General features: G+C 70.5%; 13 protein-coding genes. 3 read left to right on the top strand and 10 right to left on the bottom strand.

The features are described 5' to 3' along the window. Positions 1-185: 185 nt before the first annotated feature. Positions 186-3113 (bottom strand): preprotein translocase subunit SecA, encoded by a 2928-nt coding sequence (secA, locus tag FBZ33_RS03540; RefSeq protein ID WP_141907975.1) that lies wholly within the window; start codon positions 3111-3113, stop codon positions 186-188. Between the two features lie 168 nt (positions 3114-3281). On the opposite strand from secA, the gene FBZ33_RS03535 reads away from it, so the two are divergent. Further along, positions 3282-4433 carry a GNAT family N-acetyltransferase gene (locus FBZ33_RS03535; RefSeq protein WP_141907974.1) on the top strand — a complete coding sequence of 384 codons (1152 nt, stop codon included), beginning with the start codon at positions 3282-3284 and terminating at the stop codon, positions 4431-4433. After that, complete coding sequence (locus FBZ33_RS03530) at positions 4430-5542, top strand: GNAT family N-acetyltransferase (protein ID WP_141907973.1); 1113 nt, start codon at positions 4430-4432, stop codon at positions 5540-5542. Before FBZ33_RS03535 ends, FBZ33_RS03530 begins: the two co-directional genes overlap by 4 nt. 58 nt (positions 5543-5600) lie before the next feature. On the opposite strand, the gene hpf is transcribed toward FBZ33_RS03530, so the two are convergent. From hpf to efeU, 8 genes are all read right to left on the bottom strand, one after another. Further along, entirely contained in the window at positions 5601-6245 is a 645-nt protein-coding gene (gene hpf, locus FBZ33_RS03525; RefSeq protein WP_088946321.1) for a ribosome hibernation-promoting factor, HPF/YfiA family, read from the bottom strand. A 247-nt stretch (positions 6246-6492) separates the two neighbouring features. Next, positions 6493-7167, bottom strand: a complete 675-nt coding sequence (locus FBZ33_RS03520) for a ComF family protein (protein WP_141912384.1) — start codon at positions 7165-7167, stop codon at positions 6493-6495. Positions 7168-7204: 37 nt separating this feature from the next. Then, complete coding sequence (locus FBZ33_RS03515) at positions 7205-9025, bottom strand: LpqB family beta-propeller domain-containing protein (RefSeq protein WP_141907972.1); 1821 nt, start codon at positions 9023-9025, stop codon at positions 7205-7207. Beyond that, positions 9022-10776, bottom strand: a complete 1755-nt coding sequence (gene mtrB / locus FBZ33_RS03510) for an MtrAB system histidine kinase MtrB (protein WP_099850712.1) — start codon at positions 10774-10776, stop codon at positions 9022-9024. The genes FBZ33_RS03515 and mtrB overlap by 4 nt, the downstream gene beginning before the upstream one ends. A gap of 12 nt (positions 10777-10788) precedes the next feature. Then, positions 10789-11478 (bottom strand): MtrAB system response regulator MtrA, encoded by a 690-nt coding sequence (gene mtrA, locus FBZ33_RS03505; RefSeq protein ID WP_030331519.1) that lies wholly within the window; start codon positions 11476-11478, stop codon positions 10789-10791. Positions 11479-11660: 182 nt separating this feature from the next. Continuing rightward, positions 11661-12938: an iron uptake transporter deferrochelatase/peroxidase subunit gene (gene efeB, locus FBZ33_RS03500; protein ID WP_141907971.1), complete on the bottom strand. Its 1278-nt coding sequence runs from the start codon at positions 12936-12938 to the stop codon at positions 11661-11663. A gap of 25 nt (positions 12939-12963) precedes the next feature. Beyond that, positions 12964-14097 (bottom strand): iron uptake system protein EfeO, encoded by a 1134-nt coding sequence (gene efeO / locus FBZ33_RS03495; RefSeq protein ID WP_141907970.1) that lies wholly within the window; start codon positions 14095-14097, stop codon positions 12964-12966. A gap of 23 nt (positions 14098-14120) precedes the next feature. Then, the gene (gene efeU / locus FBZ33_RS03490) at positions 14121-15023 is read right to left on the bottom strand and encodes an iron uptake transporter permease EfeU (RefSeq protein ID WP_255508704.1); all 903 of its coding nucleotides are present in this window, start codon (positions 15021-15023) and stop codon (positions 14121-14123) included. Between the two features lie 169 nt (positions 15024-15192). Between efeU and FBZ33_RS32595 the strand changes: the two genes are divergently transcribed. Continuing rightward, the gene (locus tag FBZ33_RS32595) at positions 15193-15351 is read left to right on the top strand and encodes a hypothetical protein (protein WP_172861943.1); all 159 of its coding nucleotides are present in this window, start codon (positions 15193-15195) and stop codon (positions 15349-15351) included. A 74-nt stretch (positions 15352-15425) separates the two neighbouring features. Here FBZ33_RS32595 and ahcY read toward each other — a convergent pair whose 3' ends face one another. Continuing rightward, on the bottom strand, positions 15426-16925 hold the full coding sequence (gene ahcY / locus FBZ33_RS03485; RefSeq protein WP_141907969.1) for an adenosylhomocysteinase: 1500 nt from the start codon (positions 16923-16925) through the stop codon (positions 15426-15428). Positions 16926-17059: the final 134 nt, after the last annotated feature.

Genomic DNA, 17059 nt, shown 5'->3' with positions numbered 1-17059 from the left:
CAAAACCAGGCCGGATTGGCTTGATCGACTCGGGTTTCAGGAAATGGGGCCATCAACCTGACGCTGAGACCCCGACTTCCTGAAAACCGAGATGATCATCGACACGCGGGCCGGGGGCGTGCGGCCGGGAGACGACGAACGGGTCCCGGCCTGATGGCCGGGACCCGTTCGTCAGGTGCTGTCGGTCAGTTGCCGCCGTTGGGTGCGCCGTGGCAGCGCTTGTACTTGCGGCCAGAGCCACACGGGCACGGCGCGTTGCGGGACGGGCCGTTGCTCGCCTCGGCCTGGTTCGGTGCCGGCCGGCGGGAAGCGGCGGACGGAACCGCCGGGCCGCGAAGCCCGGAGGCGGGCCGCTGCGGGGCGGACGGCGCGGTCTGCCCCGGCGCCGCCGGAGCACCCGGGGCCGGTCGACCCACGCCGAGCGCCGGAGCCTGCTGCTCGGCCTGTTCGACGGCGACCGCGCCGGGGCTGGCCTCACCGTCGATGGTGGGAGCGGAGTATTGCAGGCCCTGCCGCTGCGGAGCGCGGTTGAGGCCCTTGGCCCGGATCTCCACCGGCTTGTCGAGCAGCGTGACCTCTTCGGAACCCTCCTCAGGCTCCGGTTCGGTCACCTGGACGTCGACGTTGTAGAGGAAGCCGACCGTCTCCTCCTTGATGCCTTCCATCATGGTGGCGAACATGTCGAAGCCCTCGCGCTGGTATTCCACCACCGGGTCGCGCTGGGCGTACGCCCGGAGGTTGATGCCCTCCTGGAGGTAGTCCATCTCGTACAGGTGCTCGCGCCACTTGCGGTCGATGACCTGGAGCAGCACCATCCGCTCGAGCTGGCGCACCCCCTCGGTGCCGACCTGCTCCTCGCGCCGGTCGTACGCGGCGTTCGCGTCGTCCTTGAGGCGGGAGACCAGGAAGTCGGCGTCCATGCCGGCGCGCGAGCCGCCGGCCTCCTCCTCCAGCTCCTCGATCGTCACGCCGACCGGGTAGAGCTGCTTCAGGCTGGACCAGAGCTGCTCAAGGTCCCAGTCCTCGCCGTAGCCCTCGGAGGTGGCACCCCGCACGTACGCCTCGACGGTGTCGTCGATCATGTTGCGGACCTGCTCGGAGAGGTCTTCACCGTTGAGCACCCGGAGCCGCTCGGCGTAGACGACCTGGCGCTGCTTGTTGAGCACCTCGTCGTACTTGAGCACGTTCTTGCGGATCTCGGCGTTCTGGCCCTCGATCTGGGCCTGGGCGCTCTTGATCTGCCGGGTGACCATCTTCGACTCGATGGGCACGTCTTCCGGGATGTTGAAGCGCTCCATCACGGCCTCGACCGCTCCGGCCCGGAAGCGCCGCATCAGCTCGTCCTGGAGCGACAGGTAGAACCGGGACTCGCCCGGGTCACCCTGTCGGCCGGCGCGACCGCGCAGCTGGTTGTCGATCCGCCGGGACTCGTGCCGCTCGGTGCCCAGCACGTAGAGGCCGCCGGCGGCCGAGACCTCGTCCGCCTCGGCGTCGCAGGCCTGCTTCCACGTGGGAAGGACCTCCTCCATCGCCTTGGCGTACTCTTCCTCGTTTTCCAGCGGGTCGAGGCCACGCTGGCGCAGCTCGTTCGCGGCGAGGAACTCGGGGTTGCCGCCGAGGAGGATGTCGGTGCCACGGCCGGCCATGTTGGTGGCCACGGTGACCGCGCCCTTACGCCCGGCCTGGGCGACGATCTCGGCTTCCCGGGCGTGGAACTTGGCGTTCAGCACGTTGTGCGGGATGCCGCGTCGGCGCAGGAGCTGGGAGAGGATCTCGGAGTTTTCCACCGAGACGGTGCCGACCAGCACCGGCTGGCCCATCTGGTGCCGCTCGGCGATGTCCTCGATGACCGCGTTGAACTTGGCCTTTTCCGTCTTGTAGATGACGTCCGGCCGGTCTTCGCGGACCATCGGGCGGTGGGTCGGGATCGTCACGACGCCGACCTTGTAGACCTTGTTGAACTCGCTCGCCTCGGTCTGCGCCGTACCGGTCATCCCGGACAGCTTCTCGTAGAGGCGGAAGTAGTTCTGGAGGGTGATCGTGGCCAGGGTCTGGTTCTCCTGCTTGATCTCCACCCCCTCCTTGGCCTCGATCGCCTGGTGCATGCCCTCGTTGTAGCGACGGCCGTGCAGGATGCGACCGGTGAACTCGTCGACGATCAGGACCTCACCGTCGCTGACGATGTAGTCCTTGTCGCGCTTGTAGAGCTCCTTGGCCTTGATGGCGTTGTTGAGGTAGCCGACCAGCGGGGTGTTGACCGACTCGTACAGGTTGTCGATGCCCAGCCGGTCCTCGACCTTGGCGACACCCCGCTCGGTCACGGCGATGGTGCGCTTGGAGTGGTCGACCTCGTAGTCGCCCTCACCGTCGGTGCCGGGCTGGAGCCGGGCCACCACGCCGGCGAACTCGCCGTACCAGCGGGCCGAGTGCTCGGCCGGGCCGGAGATGATCAGCGGGGTGCGTGCCTCGTCGATCAGGATGGAGTCGACCTCGTCGACCACTGCGAAGTTGTGGCCGCGCTGGACCAGCTCTTCCTTCGACCAGGCCATGTTGTCGCGCAGGTAGTCGAAGCCGAACTCGTTGTTGGTGCCGTAGGTGATGTCGCACTCGTAGGCGGCCTTGTGCTCGGTGGCCGGCCGGTTGGGCAGCACCACGCCGACGGTCAGCCCGAGGAACTCGTGCACCCGGCCCATCCACGCCGCGTCGCGCTGGGCGAGGTAGTCGTTGACCGTGATGACGTGGACGCCCTTGCCGGACAGCGCGTTGAGGTAGACGGCCATGACCGAGGTCAGCGTCTTGCCCTCACCGGTCTTCATCTCGGCGATGTTGCCGAAGTGCAGAGCCGCGCCGCCCATCACCTGGACGTCGTACGGGCGCTGGCCGAGCACCCTGGCGGCCGCCTCGCGGGCCACCGCGAACGCCTCCGGCAGCAGGTCGTCGAGGGTCTCCCCCTCGTCGAGCCGCTCCCGGAACTGTTCGGTCATGCCGGCCAGTTCCTCGTCGGTGAGGTTGACGTAGTCGTCCTCGATCGAGCTGACGGCATTGGCGATGGCCTTGAGCCGCCGCACCATGCGGCCCTCGCCCGCGTTAAGGACCTTTTCCAGAATCGACACGGATCAACGCTCCCCTAGACAGTCTCGAACCATCGTAGGCGCTGCATCGGCCCGATGGTCACTGGTGGCGGTGCGCGACCCCGCCGAACCCGACATAACTCGCGTCCTGCGCACGCTCCAAACGTTATCCGGTTACGCCGTCGGCGAACGCTACGGCAGGATGCACGAGTGGAGCCCGTGGAGATCATCGAGGACGGTGTGCTGCTGCGGCCCTGGCGGGAGGCGGACGCCGAGGCCGTGCACCGAGCCTGTCAGGACCCGGACATTCAGCGCTGGACAACCGTACCCCGCCCATATCGCCCGGAACACGCTCACGGTTTTGTCACCGAGGTGAGCGGACAGGCCTGGGCGGAAGGCACCGGAGCCCCCTTCGCGGTCTGCGACCCGGCCACCGGCGACCTGCTCGGCTCGTGCGGGTTGATCTCGATCGACCAGGCCGGCACCGGTGAGGTGGGCTACTGGACCGCCCCCTGGGCGCGCGGCCGGGGAGTGATGGTCCGGGCCACCCGGGCGCTGGCCCGCTGGTCCTTCGACAGCCTCGGGCTACGCCGGCTGATCTGGCACGCCGAGGTGGGCAACCACGCCTCCCGGCTGGTCGCACTACGCGCCGGCTTCCGGGTGGACGGCCGGCTGCGGATGGCCCACCCGACGCCGCACCATGGCGCGGACACCTGGATCGGATCGCTGCTGCCCGGCGAGGTGCCTGCACCCGGGTCGACCGGGCCGGCCGGCCCGCGCACCCTCGCCGCCCGGCGTGCCGCCGTCTTCGGCCGCCCGCAGCCCGTCCTGTTCGCCACGGCCGGCGCCGGCGAGATACGCCTGCGCCCCATGGAGGAGCAGGACCTGGACGCCGTGGTGCAGACCTGTCAGGACCCGGAGACCGTCCGCTGGACGACGGTGCCGGACCCGTACGACCGCGCCGACGCTCAGGGTTACCGGATCCACGGCCAGGACGCCTGGGCCCGGGGAGACGCCGCCCACTTCGTGATCGCCGACGCGGACGACCGGTACGCGGGCTCGCTCGACCTGCGGCTCTCCCCCGCCGACGCGCTGCTGGCCGACGTGGGCTTCATGACCGCCCCGGCGGCCCGTGGCCGCGGGTACATGCCGGCCGCGCTGGTCGCGCTCAGCGCCTGGGGTTTCACGACGCTGGGCCTGGCCCGGATCGAGTGGAAGGCGAACGTGGGCAACACCGCCTCCCGCCGGGTGGCCGAGAAGGCGGGCTTCACGTTCGAGGGAACGGCCCGGGGCGGGGTGCAGCACCGCGGCGAGCGGGTCGACGTCTGGGTGGCCTCGTTGCTCAGCAAGGACCTGACATGAGCCTTGAGCAGGTCGTCGAGGCGCACGGGGTGCGACTGCGGCCATTCCGCGCCGAGGACATCGCCGACGTGGTCGACGGCTGCGCGGATCCGCTGACCCAGCGGTTCATCTCGGGGCTGCCGTCGCCGTACACCGACACCGACGCCCGCTGCTGGATCGACGCCGGCGCCCCTGCGGCCTGGGCCGGCGGCGGCGCCGCGTACGCCATCGCGGACCCGGCCACCGACCGGCTGCTCGGCACGGTGGGGCTGAGCAATCCGGTGCCCAACCGGGGCCAGGCCGAGATCGGCTACTGGGTGCGGGCGGAGGCGCGCGGGCGCGGGGTGGCCGCGGCGGCGACCCGCGCGCTGAGCGAGCACGCGTTCGCCGCCGGGACGGCCCGACTGGAACTGCTCACCGACGCGGAGCACGGGCCGAGCCAGCGGGTCGCGCTGGCCGCCGGCTTCCGCTACGAGGGTTCGCGGCGGTCGGCCGGTTGCAACCGGAACACGGGGCGGCACGATCTGCTGGCCTGGGTACGCCTCGCCGGGGATCCGCCCGGACCGACCGCCCGGCTGCTGCCCGATCTGCCCGACGGTGTGCTCACCGATCAGGTGGTGGCGCTGCGCCGGCTCGCGCCCGGCGATGCGGAGCTGATGTACCGGCTGCACAGCCGACCCGAGGTGGTGGCGAACCAGGCGCCGCCCGTACCGCCGACGCGGGAGGCGATCGAACGGCGCTGCCGTCTCACGGAGAGCGGATGGCTGACCGGCGACATCGCCAGACTGCTGATCACGGACGTGGCCAGCGGGGAGCCGGCGGGCAGTTGCGGGCTGTCGTACACCGACGTGGCCAGTGGCGAGGCGTCGGTCGGCTATGCGCTGCTGCCGGACTGGCGCGGCCGGGGGTACGCGACGCGGGCGATCCGACTGCTCGCCGGCTGGGCGTTCGGCCCGGCCGGGATGGCGCGGCTGACCGCCGGCACGGTGCCGGACAACACCGCGTCGCACCGCGTGCTGGAGCGGGTCGGGTTCGAGCGCGAGGCCCTGCAACGAGGCCGTCTGCCCGGGCTGGCCGGCACCCGCCTGGACGACCTGACCTTCGCGCTGCTGCCCACCGACCTCCGTTGACGGATCAGGGAGTTGTGGCGGGGGCTTCCCACCACAACTCCCTGATCAACGCGTCTCGTTACCGGTCGGTGGCGAGGGAGATGATGCCGTAGTCGTACGCGTGACGCCGGTAGACGACGCTCGGGCGGCCGGACTCCTTGTCCTGGAACAGGTAGAAGTCGTGCCCGACCAGTTCCATCTCGAACAGCGCGTCGTCGATCGTCATCGGCTCCGCCGGGTGCACCTTCTCCCGGGCGATGTGCCACGGCTGCTGGTCGTCGTACTCCTCCTCGACCCGCTCCGCGACGGCGGTGCCGGCGCGGGCGCCGTCAGCCGGCGCGCTCAGGGCGGGGGCCACCAGGTCCGCGACCGGCAGGCCCGCGGTGGCCTCGGCGACGGAGATCGGCGTCTGCCGACCCCGGTGTACGCGGCGACGGTCGGCCGCGCGGCGCAGCCGGGTGTCGAGCTTCGCGATGGCCGCGTCGAGCGCGCTGTAGAAGTCGTTGGTGCACGCCTCGGCCCGAATGACCGGGCCCCGGGAAATGCAGGTGATCTCCACCCGCTGACAGTGGTCGGCTTGGCGCGGATTGCGCTCGTGAAAAAGCTCGACATCGACACGAATTAGTTTGTGGTCGTAGCGTTCGATCTTTGCGAGTTTCTCGGCTACGTGCACCCGGTAATGGTCCGGCACTTCGACGTTTCGGCCCTTGACCACGATGTCCACGTGACCTCCCTTGTTCGGACGGTCTTCGATCCGGTTACCCGGTCGCGCGCCGTGGGGAGACCCGCTGGCGTCGACCGGTTGGTACGGCTACGCCTCCTCTCACCGCCGGGGGCGGGGTGGAACGAACCTCCTACCCCCGACAGCGAAACGCTAACTCCTGTTCGCGCGACAGTCACCCCATGTTGCCGAGACGGCCCAGGATTTTTCGCAGCTCATACACCAACGGGTGAAACGGAAACACGATCGGTTACGACTGGTGTCTCTTCTCGGTCGCCGCGAGCACCGCGGCGACGCTCGGTGCCCACCCGGTCGCGGTCAGCACCCTGGTCGCGGCGGCCAGGGTGACGCCGGTGGTGACGATGTCGTCGAGCAGCACCACGACCGGGGGCGCGGCTGCGGCACGGGGCCAGCCAGGCGCGGTGGAGCGGGGCTGGAACGCGGCCTGGGCCGCGGCCGCCCGCCCGGCGCTGTCCAGGGTCACCGAGTCCGGGCGGGGCAACGCCCGCAGCGGACGATGCACCTGCGCCGCCCAGCCGCCCCGGTTGAGCCGGGCCGCGCAGTGCCGGGCGAGCCGGTCCAGGTGATCCCCGTACCGGGAGCGGGCTGCCGCCGCCGTGTCCGGGACCGGGACCAGTGCCACCGGACGGGCCACGCCGACCGCCGCCGCGACGACCTCGGCGAGCAGGGCCCCGAGTGGGCGGGCCAGACCGTGCCGGCCGTGTTCCTTGTATGCCAGCAGCGCCTCGCGCAGCGGGCCCGCGTACGGGCCGAGGGCGACGCAGGACGGCAGGCCCGGCGGGGCGGGTGTCGGGCGGACCGATCGTGGACGCAGCGCGTCCAGTGCCTCGACGCAGGCCGGGCAGACCCCGTGCCGCAGGCCGGCCCGGCGCTCCCGACAACCCGCGCAGGTGGCGGGCAGCACCAGGTCGGTGAGGTCCGCCCAGAGCCCGCTCACCGTGTCAGTAGAGGAAGAACGGTGCCGACGGGTTGCTCGGTCGGACGCCGGCCGGCACCGGGGCGATGTCCCGCACGCGGTCCGGCTCGATCCGCTCGAACGGGCTGCTGCGGTAGGCCACCCCGTTCGCCTCGTACATGTAGGCCCCGCTGGGGACCCGCACGACGCGGTTGGTCGGGTATGCCGCCAGGTGGTTGACCTTGGCGCCCACGTCGGTCCGCAGGGGCGTCTCCACGGCGCCGTCCACGCTGATCTCGTAGATCGCCTGTTGGCCTGCGGACCCCGCCACCACCAGTCGGTCCTCCCTGCCCCAGTCGACCGCCGTGAGGCCGGTCAGCGAGGTGGCCAGTTGCCTCGGCGGCCCGATGGAGACGCCGCCGCCGTCCAGGTTGACCGCGGCGACGTAGAGCTTTCCACCGGCGATCACCGCGACCCGCTGACCGTCCAGCGCGGCGGCCACCGCTGTGACGTCAGCGGTAGGCAGGTTGAGCGGCACCGGGTACATCCGCGCCGCCTCGTCGAACCGGTAGAGCTGCCCGTCGGCCACGACCAGGCCGCGATCGGCACGGGAGTCGACGGTACGCAGCCAGACCGGTCGGCTCATCGATGAGTATTCGGTGCCGCTGCGGTTGATGACCGACACCGGCGCGACACCCGTGCCCACGGCGAGGCGGTACCGGCCACTGCTGCTGCCGTTGACCACCATCCCGGCGAGGACCCGCTGATCCCGGGCCAACGCCAGGCCGGCGGAGACGATGTTGCGGTTGACCTCGGGCGCCAGCGGCACCATCCCGCTGAGTTCGCCGTCGAAGTCGAGCGGGTGGATGGCGCCCTCGTACACGCCGAACCGCTGTGGGCTCTGGGCGTTCGGGTAGAGCTGCTGGGAGTTGCGTCGTTCGTTCAGGTCCTGCACGGGCTGCGAGTTGTTGCGGATCTTCAACTCCAGCTCGCCCGTCAGGTCGCCCAGGGACCAGGCGAGCTGGGTGATCAGCTGGTTGATGCCGTTCTGGTCGTCACCGGACATGTCCAGGTTGACCTCCCACCGGTTGTTCGCGCCGGTGGCATTGTTGATCAGCTCGGTGCGGTCGGGCAGCCCGACGACACCCGGGCGCAGCCAGTCGGAAGGGCCGCCGACCAGCCACTTCACGACCTCGTTGACCCGGCGCTCGTTGGGCACCGCCACCGGCCGGTAGCGCTGGTCGGGCACCAGCCGGCTGCGGTCGGAACTCCAGAAGTAGATCGTCTCCTCCTGGTAGTACTGCTTGAGGGCGACGTCGCTGAGCAGCAGCACGTTCGGCGGGTCGAGGACGTAGAGGCCGGCACGCTCGTCGTTGGCGCCGCCGTCCAACGCCGCGCTGCGCAGCCCGAACTCGTACTCCGACTCGGTCGCCACGGGCGGGGCGAGGGTGCCGTTGGCCCGCAGCACACCGAGCTGCTGCACCGTGATCTTCACGGTGGTGGTCGAGTCGCTGTTGAGGGTGTAGACCGCCGCCTCGCGCAGCCGGACCACGTTCAGCGCGACCTCGCTGCCCTTCTTGTCCTGCAGACGGGACTTGTCCTCCGGGGCGACGAACGCCTTGACCCGCTCGTACGCCCGGTCCGGCTCGCCTGCGGCGGCCGACAGGAAGTTGCGCAGGAACACCTCGTTGTCGCTGCCGCCGGCGGTCCGCGTCGGCGGCTCACTGCGCCGGACGTCGAACCCGCCGGCCCCGGTCACAGCCCCGCCCTTGCCGTCCACCCGCACGTCGGACCCGGCCGGGATGCCGCAGCCGGCACCGAGCAGCACCACCACACCGAGTGCCCCGAGCAGAGAGGGCCGTCTCATGAGCGCACCTCCGCCCGCTGTCCGTCCCCGGTCGGCGCCGGGCCGATCGCCACCGCCCCGCCGGTGCCCGGACCGATGGCCAGCGGGCCACCGTCGCGAGGGCCACCGAAGGGCAGCGCGGCGTCGGCCGGCACCAGCCGCAGCGGCGAGGTGGTCAGCCGATCGCCGGCGCGGGCCGGCAGAGTGAGCCGGAACTGCGCGCCCTGCCCGGGAGCACCCCACGCCTCCAGCCAGCCGCCGTGCAACCGGGCGTCCTCCAGGCTGATCGACAGGCCAAGGCCGGTGCCACCGGTCTGCCGGGCCCGGGACGGGTCCGCCCGCCAGAACCGGTTGAACACCAGCTTCTCCTCGCCCACCTTGAGCCCCACACCCCGGTCGCGGACGGTGATCGCCACTGCGGTCTCGTCGGCGCCGAGGGTGATCAGCACCGGACGGGCCTCGCCGTGCTCGACGGCGTTGCCGACCAGGTTGCGCAGGATCCGCTCGACCCGGCGCGGGTCGACCTCGGCGATCACCGGCGCGCCCGGCAGGTCGAGCTCGATCGGGACGCCCACCCGCTCGGCCAGGCCGGCCAGCCGATCGACCACCCGGTGCACCACCGGCACCAGGTCGGTCGGCTCGGAATCCAGCATGGCGAAACCGGCGTCGAACCGGCTGATCTCCAACAGGTCGGTGAGCAGCTCCTCGAACCGGTCCAGCTCGGCTTGGAGCAGCTCGGCGCTGCGGGCCACCGCCGGGTCGAACTCGTCGCGCTCGGCGAAGATCAGGTCAGCGGCCATCCGGACCGTGGTCAGCGGGGTACGCAGCTCGTGCGAGACGTCCGAGGTGAAGCGGCGCTGCAGCCGGGACATCTCCTCCAGGCGCAGGATCTGCCGTTGCAGGTTGGTGGCCATCTGGTTGAACGAGGCGGCCAGCAGGGCGAGGTCGTCCTCGCCGTTGACCACCATCCGCTGGTCGAGCAGCCCGGCGGAGAGCCGCTGGGCGGTGCGCGCGGCGACCCGGACCGGGTTGACCACCAGGCGGGTGACCAGCGCCGCGAGCAGCCCGAGCAGGATCACCAGGGCGACCCCGGTGGCCACCACTGTGGCTCGGGCGTCGGCGGCGGTCACGTCCTGCCGGGTCAGCGGCACCAGATAGTAGAGCTCGATCTGGCCGAAGCTGGTGGGCACCGGCGACCCGTACACGAGGTATTTGGTGGACTTCCCCGTGAGCCGGCCGGTGCGGATCTGGCTGGCGACCTTGCCGTCGGCGACCGCGGCCCGCAGCTCCGGGCTGATCAGCTGTTGGACGTTCGCGGAGGGCGCGGTGCGCGTCTGGATCTCGCTGGGATAGTCGTTGGCCGTGATCGCCACCACCACCCCGCTGGTCTGCTGAGGGTCGCCACCGGCGAGGTAGTTGACGGTGCCGTCGATGGTCTCCTGGAGCTGCGCCTCCTGTGGCTGGCCGTAGAGCGAGACCTGCTTGGCGGCATAGCTGGCGCCGCTGGTCACCCTCTGCCGGACGTCGCTGCGGGCGCTGTCGAGCAGGATGGTGGTGATCTTGTCGGCGATAAGGAACGCGAACCCGCCGACCAGCAGACTGGACGCGACCAGCGTGATGGTCACGACCCGCACCTGGAGCGAGCGGCGCCAGGTCTGGTGCACCCGGGCCACCACGCGGGCGACCCGGCCGCTCACCGCACGCCAGACCTCCCCGCCGGCGCTGGGCCGGCGGGCAGGCGTACTCGGGGAGGGTGGGGGCGTGGTCGACACAGTGCGACCAGGCTATCCGGTCCCCGCCTTGTAACCCACGCCCCGCACGGTGAGGATGATTTCCGGTCGCTCCGGGTCCGGCTCGATCTTGGCCCGCAACCGCTGGACGTGCACGTTGACCAGGCGGGTGTCGGCCGCGTGCCGGTAACCCCAGACCTGCTCCAGCAGCACCTCACGGGTGAAGACCTGACGTGGCTTGCGGGCGAGCGCGACCAGCAGGTCGAACTCCAGCGGAGTCAGCTTCACCTCCTCGTCGTTACGACTGACGGTGTGCGCGGGCACGTCGATGGTGATCTGGTTGTCGGGCGGCCCGATGGTCAGCATCTCGGGGGCCACGTCCTCGCCTCGGCGCAGTCGGGCCCGCATCCGGGCGACCAGCTCCTTGGGCTTGAACGGCTTGACCACGTAGTCGTCGGCACCGGACTCCAGGCCCAGCACGACATCCACGGTGTCGCTCTTGGCGGTCAGCATGACAATCGGCACGCCGGACTCCGCCCGGATGGACCTGGCGACGTCGATACCGCTCATACCAGGAAGCATCAGGTCAAGCAGCACGATATCGGGACGACTGTCACGAAATGCGGCCAACGCCCGCTCGCCGTCCGCCACGAACGAGGGCAGGAAACCCTCACTACGCAGCACGATGCCGAGCATCTCGGCGAGCGCGGGGTCGTCGTCGACCACCAGTACGCGGGCTCTCATGGGATTAATATTGCATCCTCATTCAGTTCGGTGGGACCGGCGTCTGCCGGTAGATGCGCCACGTGCTGCGGCGCCGGGCGCACGGGTGGGTCCCGGGCCTGGCTGCCCCCATGATCCCCCTTCGGTGCTACCCGCCGCCACCGCAGCCCGGACCGATTCCGCTGTCGCCATCTCGACGACGGTCACCCGAAGAGGGCGCGCCCCCAGTGGTCGCCGCCGTCGCGTACCCCGGGTGGGCAGGCGAACACACCGCTGGAGACGTGCCGCAGGTATTCGTTCATCACGTCGTGCCGGGCCAACTGGGTCTGGATCGGCACGAACTGGCGGCGCGGATCGCGCTGGTAGGCGATGAAGAAGAGGCCCGCGTCGAGCCGGCCGAGGCCGTCCGAGCCGTCGACGAAGTTGTAGCCCCGGCGGAGCAAGTGGGCGCCGCTGTTCCGGCTCGGGTGGGCCAGCGTGACGTGGGCATGCTCGGCGATCACCGGTTTGCCGTCCGTGCCGCGCGCCGCGAAGTCCGGCTCGTCGAACTCGTCGGCCCGACCGAGTGGAGCACCGCTGCCCTTGCTCCGGCCGACGATCTCCTCCTGCTCGGCGAGGGAGGTGCGGTCCCAGGTCTCCACGAGCATCCGGATCTTGCGGGTGACCAGGTACGAGCCCCCGGCCATCCAGTCCGGCCCGTCGCCCGGCTGCACCCACAACTGGTCGCGCAGCAGGTCGGTGTCCTCGGCCTTGAGGTTGGCCGTGCCGTCCTTGAAGCCGAACAGGTTGCGCGCGGTGGCCTGGTCGCGGGAGGTCGACGAGGTACGCCCGAAGCCGAGCTGCGACCAGCGGACGCTCACCACGCCCATGCCGAGCCGAGCCAGGTTACGGATCGCGTGCACCGCCACCTGCGGATCGTTGGCGCACGCCTGCACGCAGAGGTCGCCACCGGAGAGCTGCGGCTGCAACGCGTCACCCGGGAACTTCGGCAGCTCGGCCAGGGCGGCGGGCCGCCGGTCGGCGATGCCGAAACGGTCCCGCCCGTCGGATTCGCGAAACAGCGTCGGCCCGAAGCCGATCGTTAGCGTGAGCTGCGAGGGGGGCAGCCCGAGCGCCTCGCCGGTGTCGTCCGGTGGGGCCTCCGGCATCCCGCCGACCGCGCCGAGGATCCCGGCGTCCCGCCCCGCGGTCATCCGGGCGGCGGCGGCCGTCCATTCCTCGAGCAGCTCGACCAGCCGGGCCCGGTCCTTGGTGATCACGTCGAATGCGACGAAGTGCAGCCGGTCCTGTGCCGGGGTGACGATGCCGGCCTGGTGCTCACCGTGGAACGGCACCGCCCCGGCCGGGTGGTCGCTCGCCGCGGCCGGGCCATGGGAGCCGTTCAGCAGTGCCCCCGCGCCGGCCGCCACTCCGGCGACCCCCGCCACCCCGGCACCGGCCAGGGTGATCGCCCGGCGTCGGGTGAACCTGCTTCCGCTCATCGACTCGACTCCCTCTGCCATCCGGTCACTTCGCGACGGCCGCGGCGACCTTGCTGATCGGCTCGGCGAGCGCGTTGATCCCGTCGGAGAGCTCCTTGAGCTCGGCCTTGCTCAACGCGGTGTGCAGCTTCCACCCGTCGCCGTCGCGGTGCTTGCCGAGCAGCGCCTCCACGTTGGCGAACTCGGTGTCCAGCTGCGTGACCAGCTCCGGTGCGCGCTGCTGGAGCGCCGGGCGGAGGGCGGACACGGCGGCCTTCGAACCCTCCAGGTTGGCGGCGAAGTCCCACAGGTCGGTGTGCGAGTAGCGGTCCTCCTCGCCGGTGATCTTTCCGCTGGCCACCTCGTCGAGCAGTTCCTTCGCGCCGTTGGCGAGCTGGAGCGGGGAGAGCTTCTCGGCGTTGGCCTTGGCCACGATCTCCTTGACGTCGACCAGCAGCCGGTCGGCGATCGGCCCGTCCTTGCTGATGTCGCCGGACTGCCAGAGGTCCTTCTCGATCCGGTGGAAGCCGGTGAACTCCATCCCCTCCTCGATGACCTCCTCGCGGCCGTCGATCTTGGGGTCGAGGTCACCGAAGATCTCGGCCACCGGCTCGATCCGCTCCCAGTAGGTGCGGGCGACCGGGTAGAGCGCCTTGGACTTGGCAACGTCGCCGGCCTTGACCGCACCGACGAACTCCTCGGTCTTGTCGAGAAGCGCGGTGGTCTGGCTCTTGACGTAGCGCTGGTAGTTCTCGGTGGCGTCACCCAGCGCGGCGTCGGCGGTGAGCGGCTGCGCCGACCCGCTGACCTTGAGCGCGCCCCGGATGCCCTTGCCGCTCATCCCGGGCTTGCAGGCCGTCTGGTATGTGCCGGCCGGCAGCTCCACGTGCAGCTCACGGCTGAGCCCGGGGGCGATGTTCTCCACCTCGCCGAGCACGCGGTCGCCCTCGGCGTACACGTAGAACTCGGTCACCTTCGCGCCGGAGTTGGTGATCTTGAAGGTGGCGGTGCCGGCGCCCAGATCGGTCGTGCCGACCTCGCACGCGGTGTCGCTGGCCTTGACCACGATCGGTCCGCCGGTCGCGGCCGAGTCACCCTTGTCGGAGTCGGAGCAGGCGGCCAGACCGGCCGTTGCCAGCACGCCGGCGGCGGCGAGCGCGAAGAACTGGGTGGTACGCATCTGAGCTGTCTCTCCTCGTGGAGTCAGGCACGCTGCGGCGTGGATGCCGCCTCGGCCTCGGCCTCGGTGCCGGTGTCGGCCCCGCGCTCGGTGACGGTGGTGGTCGCGGCGGGTGCCGGCGTACGCCGGGCAGGCCGCAGGAAGAGCAGGAGGACCGGTACGGCGTACCCGACCCAGGCGATGGTCTCCAGCACGGTGGGCGCGGGAGTCACGTTGAACATGCCGGCGAGCAGGGCGGCGTACCAGGTGCTCGGGTCGAGCGTGCTGGTGATGTCGAAGGCCAGGTCGTTCAGGCCGGGCAGGACGCCGGCCTCCTGGAAGTCGTGTACGCCGTACTTGAGGATGCCGGCGGCGACCAGGATCAGCAGCGCGCCGGTCCAGGTGAAGAACTTGCTGAGGTTGATCCGCAGGGCGCTGGCGTAGAGCAGCACGCCGAGCACCACGGCGGTGACGATGCCGCCGATCAACGCGAGCAGCGGTCGACTGTCGCCGGCCGCGCCCTGGGCGGCCGAGTAGAAGATCAGTGCCGTCTCCAGGCCCTCGCGGATCACCGCGAGGAAGGCCATGCCGGCGACCGCGAGGGACCCGACGGCCAGCGCCTCGGTGAGCTTGCCCCGCAGTTCGCCGGCGATGGTCCGGGCGGCCCGGCGCATCCAGAAGATCATCCAAGTGACGAAGACGACGGCGGCGACGGAGGTGATCGCCTCGAACAGCTCCCGGTCCTCGGAACGGGCCAGCAGCGAGGTTGACGTGTACTCGATCAGCCAGCCGAAGAGCACCGAGAGCACGACGGCCAGACCGACGCCCGACCAGACCTGGGGCAACCGGTCCCGACGCTGCGACTTCACCAGGAACGCGACCAGGATGCTGACCACCAGGGTGGCCTCCAGGCCTTCCCGAAGGCCGATCAGGTAGGTGGCGAACATCCGGGCTCCGAGTTGACTAGACCGTCTCAACTGACTTAGGGCAGGCATACCTTCCTCCCGCTCGGGGCTGGCGTCAAGTCGATCGCGACAAGCTCACTCGCCCTGTTGACCAGCCTCTTCGGCCTCGGGAGGGCGGGCCGCCCCGGTCGACTGTGGAAGGATCCCCGCCGTGAAGGCATTCCTGCCGTGGCTGACGGTGCTGGCCGTTGTGCTGCTGCTCAGCGCGTTGCGCCTGCGGGCCCTGGCCACCGTCGTGTCGGTCGGCTGGCTGGCCTGGTGCGTCTGGACGTGGTTCCGCCCCACCCGCCGCGGCCCTCGGTCAGGCTGAGCCCGCCGGCCCTGATGCCGGAAACGACGAAACCGGGCCGGCTGCGAACAGCCGACCCGGTCCCGAATCGTCGATCAGTAGCGGTAGTGATCCGGCTTGAACGGACCCTCCGTGGAGACACCCAAGTACGCGGCCTGCTCCTTGGTCAGCGTGCTCAGCTTGGCGCCGAGCGCGCCCAGGTGCAGCCGGGCCACCTTCTCGTCCAGGTGCTTGGGCAGCACGTAGACGCCGATCGGGTATTCCTCGGTCTTGGTGAACAGCTCGATCTGGGCGATCGTCTGGTTCGCGAACGAGTTCGACATCACGAAGCTCGGGTGGCCGGTGGCGTTGCCCAGGTTCAGCAGGCGGCCCTCGGAGAGCACGATGATGGCGTGCCCGTCGGCGAAGCGCCACAGGTCGACCTGCGGCTTGATGTTGACCCGCTCGACGTCGGAACGCTTGGCCAGACCGGCCATGTCGATCTCGTTGTCGAAGTGGCCGATGTTGCCGACGATGGCCTGGTGCTTCATCCGGGCCATGTGCTCATTGGTGATGACGTCGAAGCAGCCGGTCGCGGTGATGAAGATGTCCGCCTGCTCGACAACGTCGTCCAGGGTGGCGACCTGGTAGCCGTCCATCGCGGCCTGCAACGCGCAGATCGGGTCGACCTCGGTCACCACGACCCGGGCGCCCTGGCCGCGCAGCGACTCGGCGCAGCCCTTGCCCACGTCGCCGTAGCCCATCACCACGGCCATCTTGCCGCCGATCAGCACGTCGGTGGCCCGGTTGAGGCCGTCGATCAAGGAGTGCCGGCAGCCGTACTTGTTGTCGAACTTGCTCTTGGTCACCGAGTCGTTGACGTTGATGGCCGGGAAGAGCAGGGTGCCCGCGCGGTGCATCTCGTAGAGCCGGTGCACGCCCGTGGTGGTCTCCTCGGTCACGCCCTTGATGCCGGCGGAGATCCGGGTCCAGCGCTGGTTGTCCTCGCCGAGCGAGCGGTGCAGCACCTCAAGGATGACGCCGTACTCCTCGGAGTCGGCGGACTCGACCGGCGGAACCGCCCCGGCCTTCTCGAACTCCGCGCCCTTGTGCACGAGCAGGGTGGCGTCGCCGCCGTCGTCGAGGATCATGTTCGGGCCCTGACCGTCCGGCCAGGCGAGCACCTGCTCGGTGCACCACCAGTACTCCGGGAGGGTCTCGCCCTTCCACGCGTACACCGGCACGCCGGCCGGGGCCTCTGGGGTGCCCTCCGGGCCGACGACGATCGCCGCGGCGGCGTGGTCCTGGGTGGAGAAGATGTTGCAGGACGCCCAGCGCACCTGCGCGCCGAGCGCGACCAGCGTCTCGATCAGGACGGCGGTCTGGATGGTCATGTGCAGCGAGCCGGTGATCCGCGCGCCGGCGAGGGGCTGTGCCTCGGCGAACTCCCGGCGAATCGCCATCAGGCCGGGCATCTCGTGCTCGGCGAGCTGAATCTCCTTACGCCCGAACTCGGCGAGCGACAGATCCGCCACCTTGAAGTCGCCTTCGGCGAGCGTGCTCGGCCGGGCCTCGGACGGCGTACCGCTGGCGGACGCCGGGAGGGTGCTGGTCATGAAAGCTCCTGTCGAACGATGTCTGCGCCGACCTTCCACCTTACGCGCGCCAGCGACGGGCATCCGGGGACGGGCTGCGGACAGCGCACGGGGCGGTCGGTGATGGACGGATAACCGCCCACGTCCCGCCCGCC

The sequence above is a fragment of the Micromonospora sp. A202 genome, assembly GCF_006715105.1.
In the GTDB taxonomy this organism is placed as follows: domain Bacteria; phylum Actinomycetota; class Actinomycetes; order Mycobacteriales; family Micromonosporaceae; genus Micromonospora; species Micromonospora zamorensis.
This window is presented reverse-complemented; position numbering and strand designations above follow the sequence as displayed.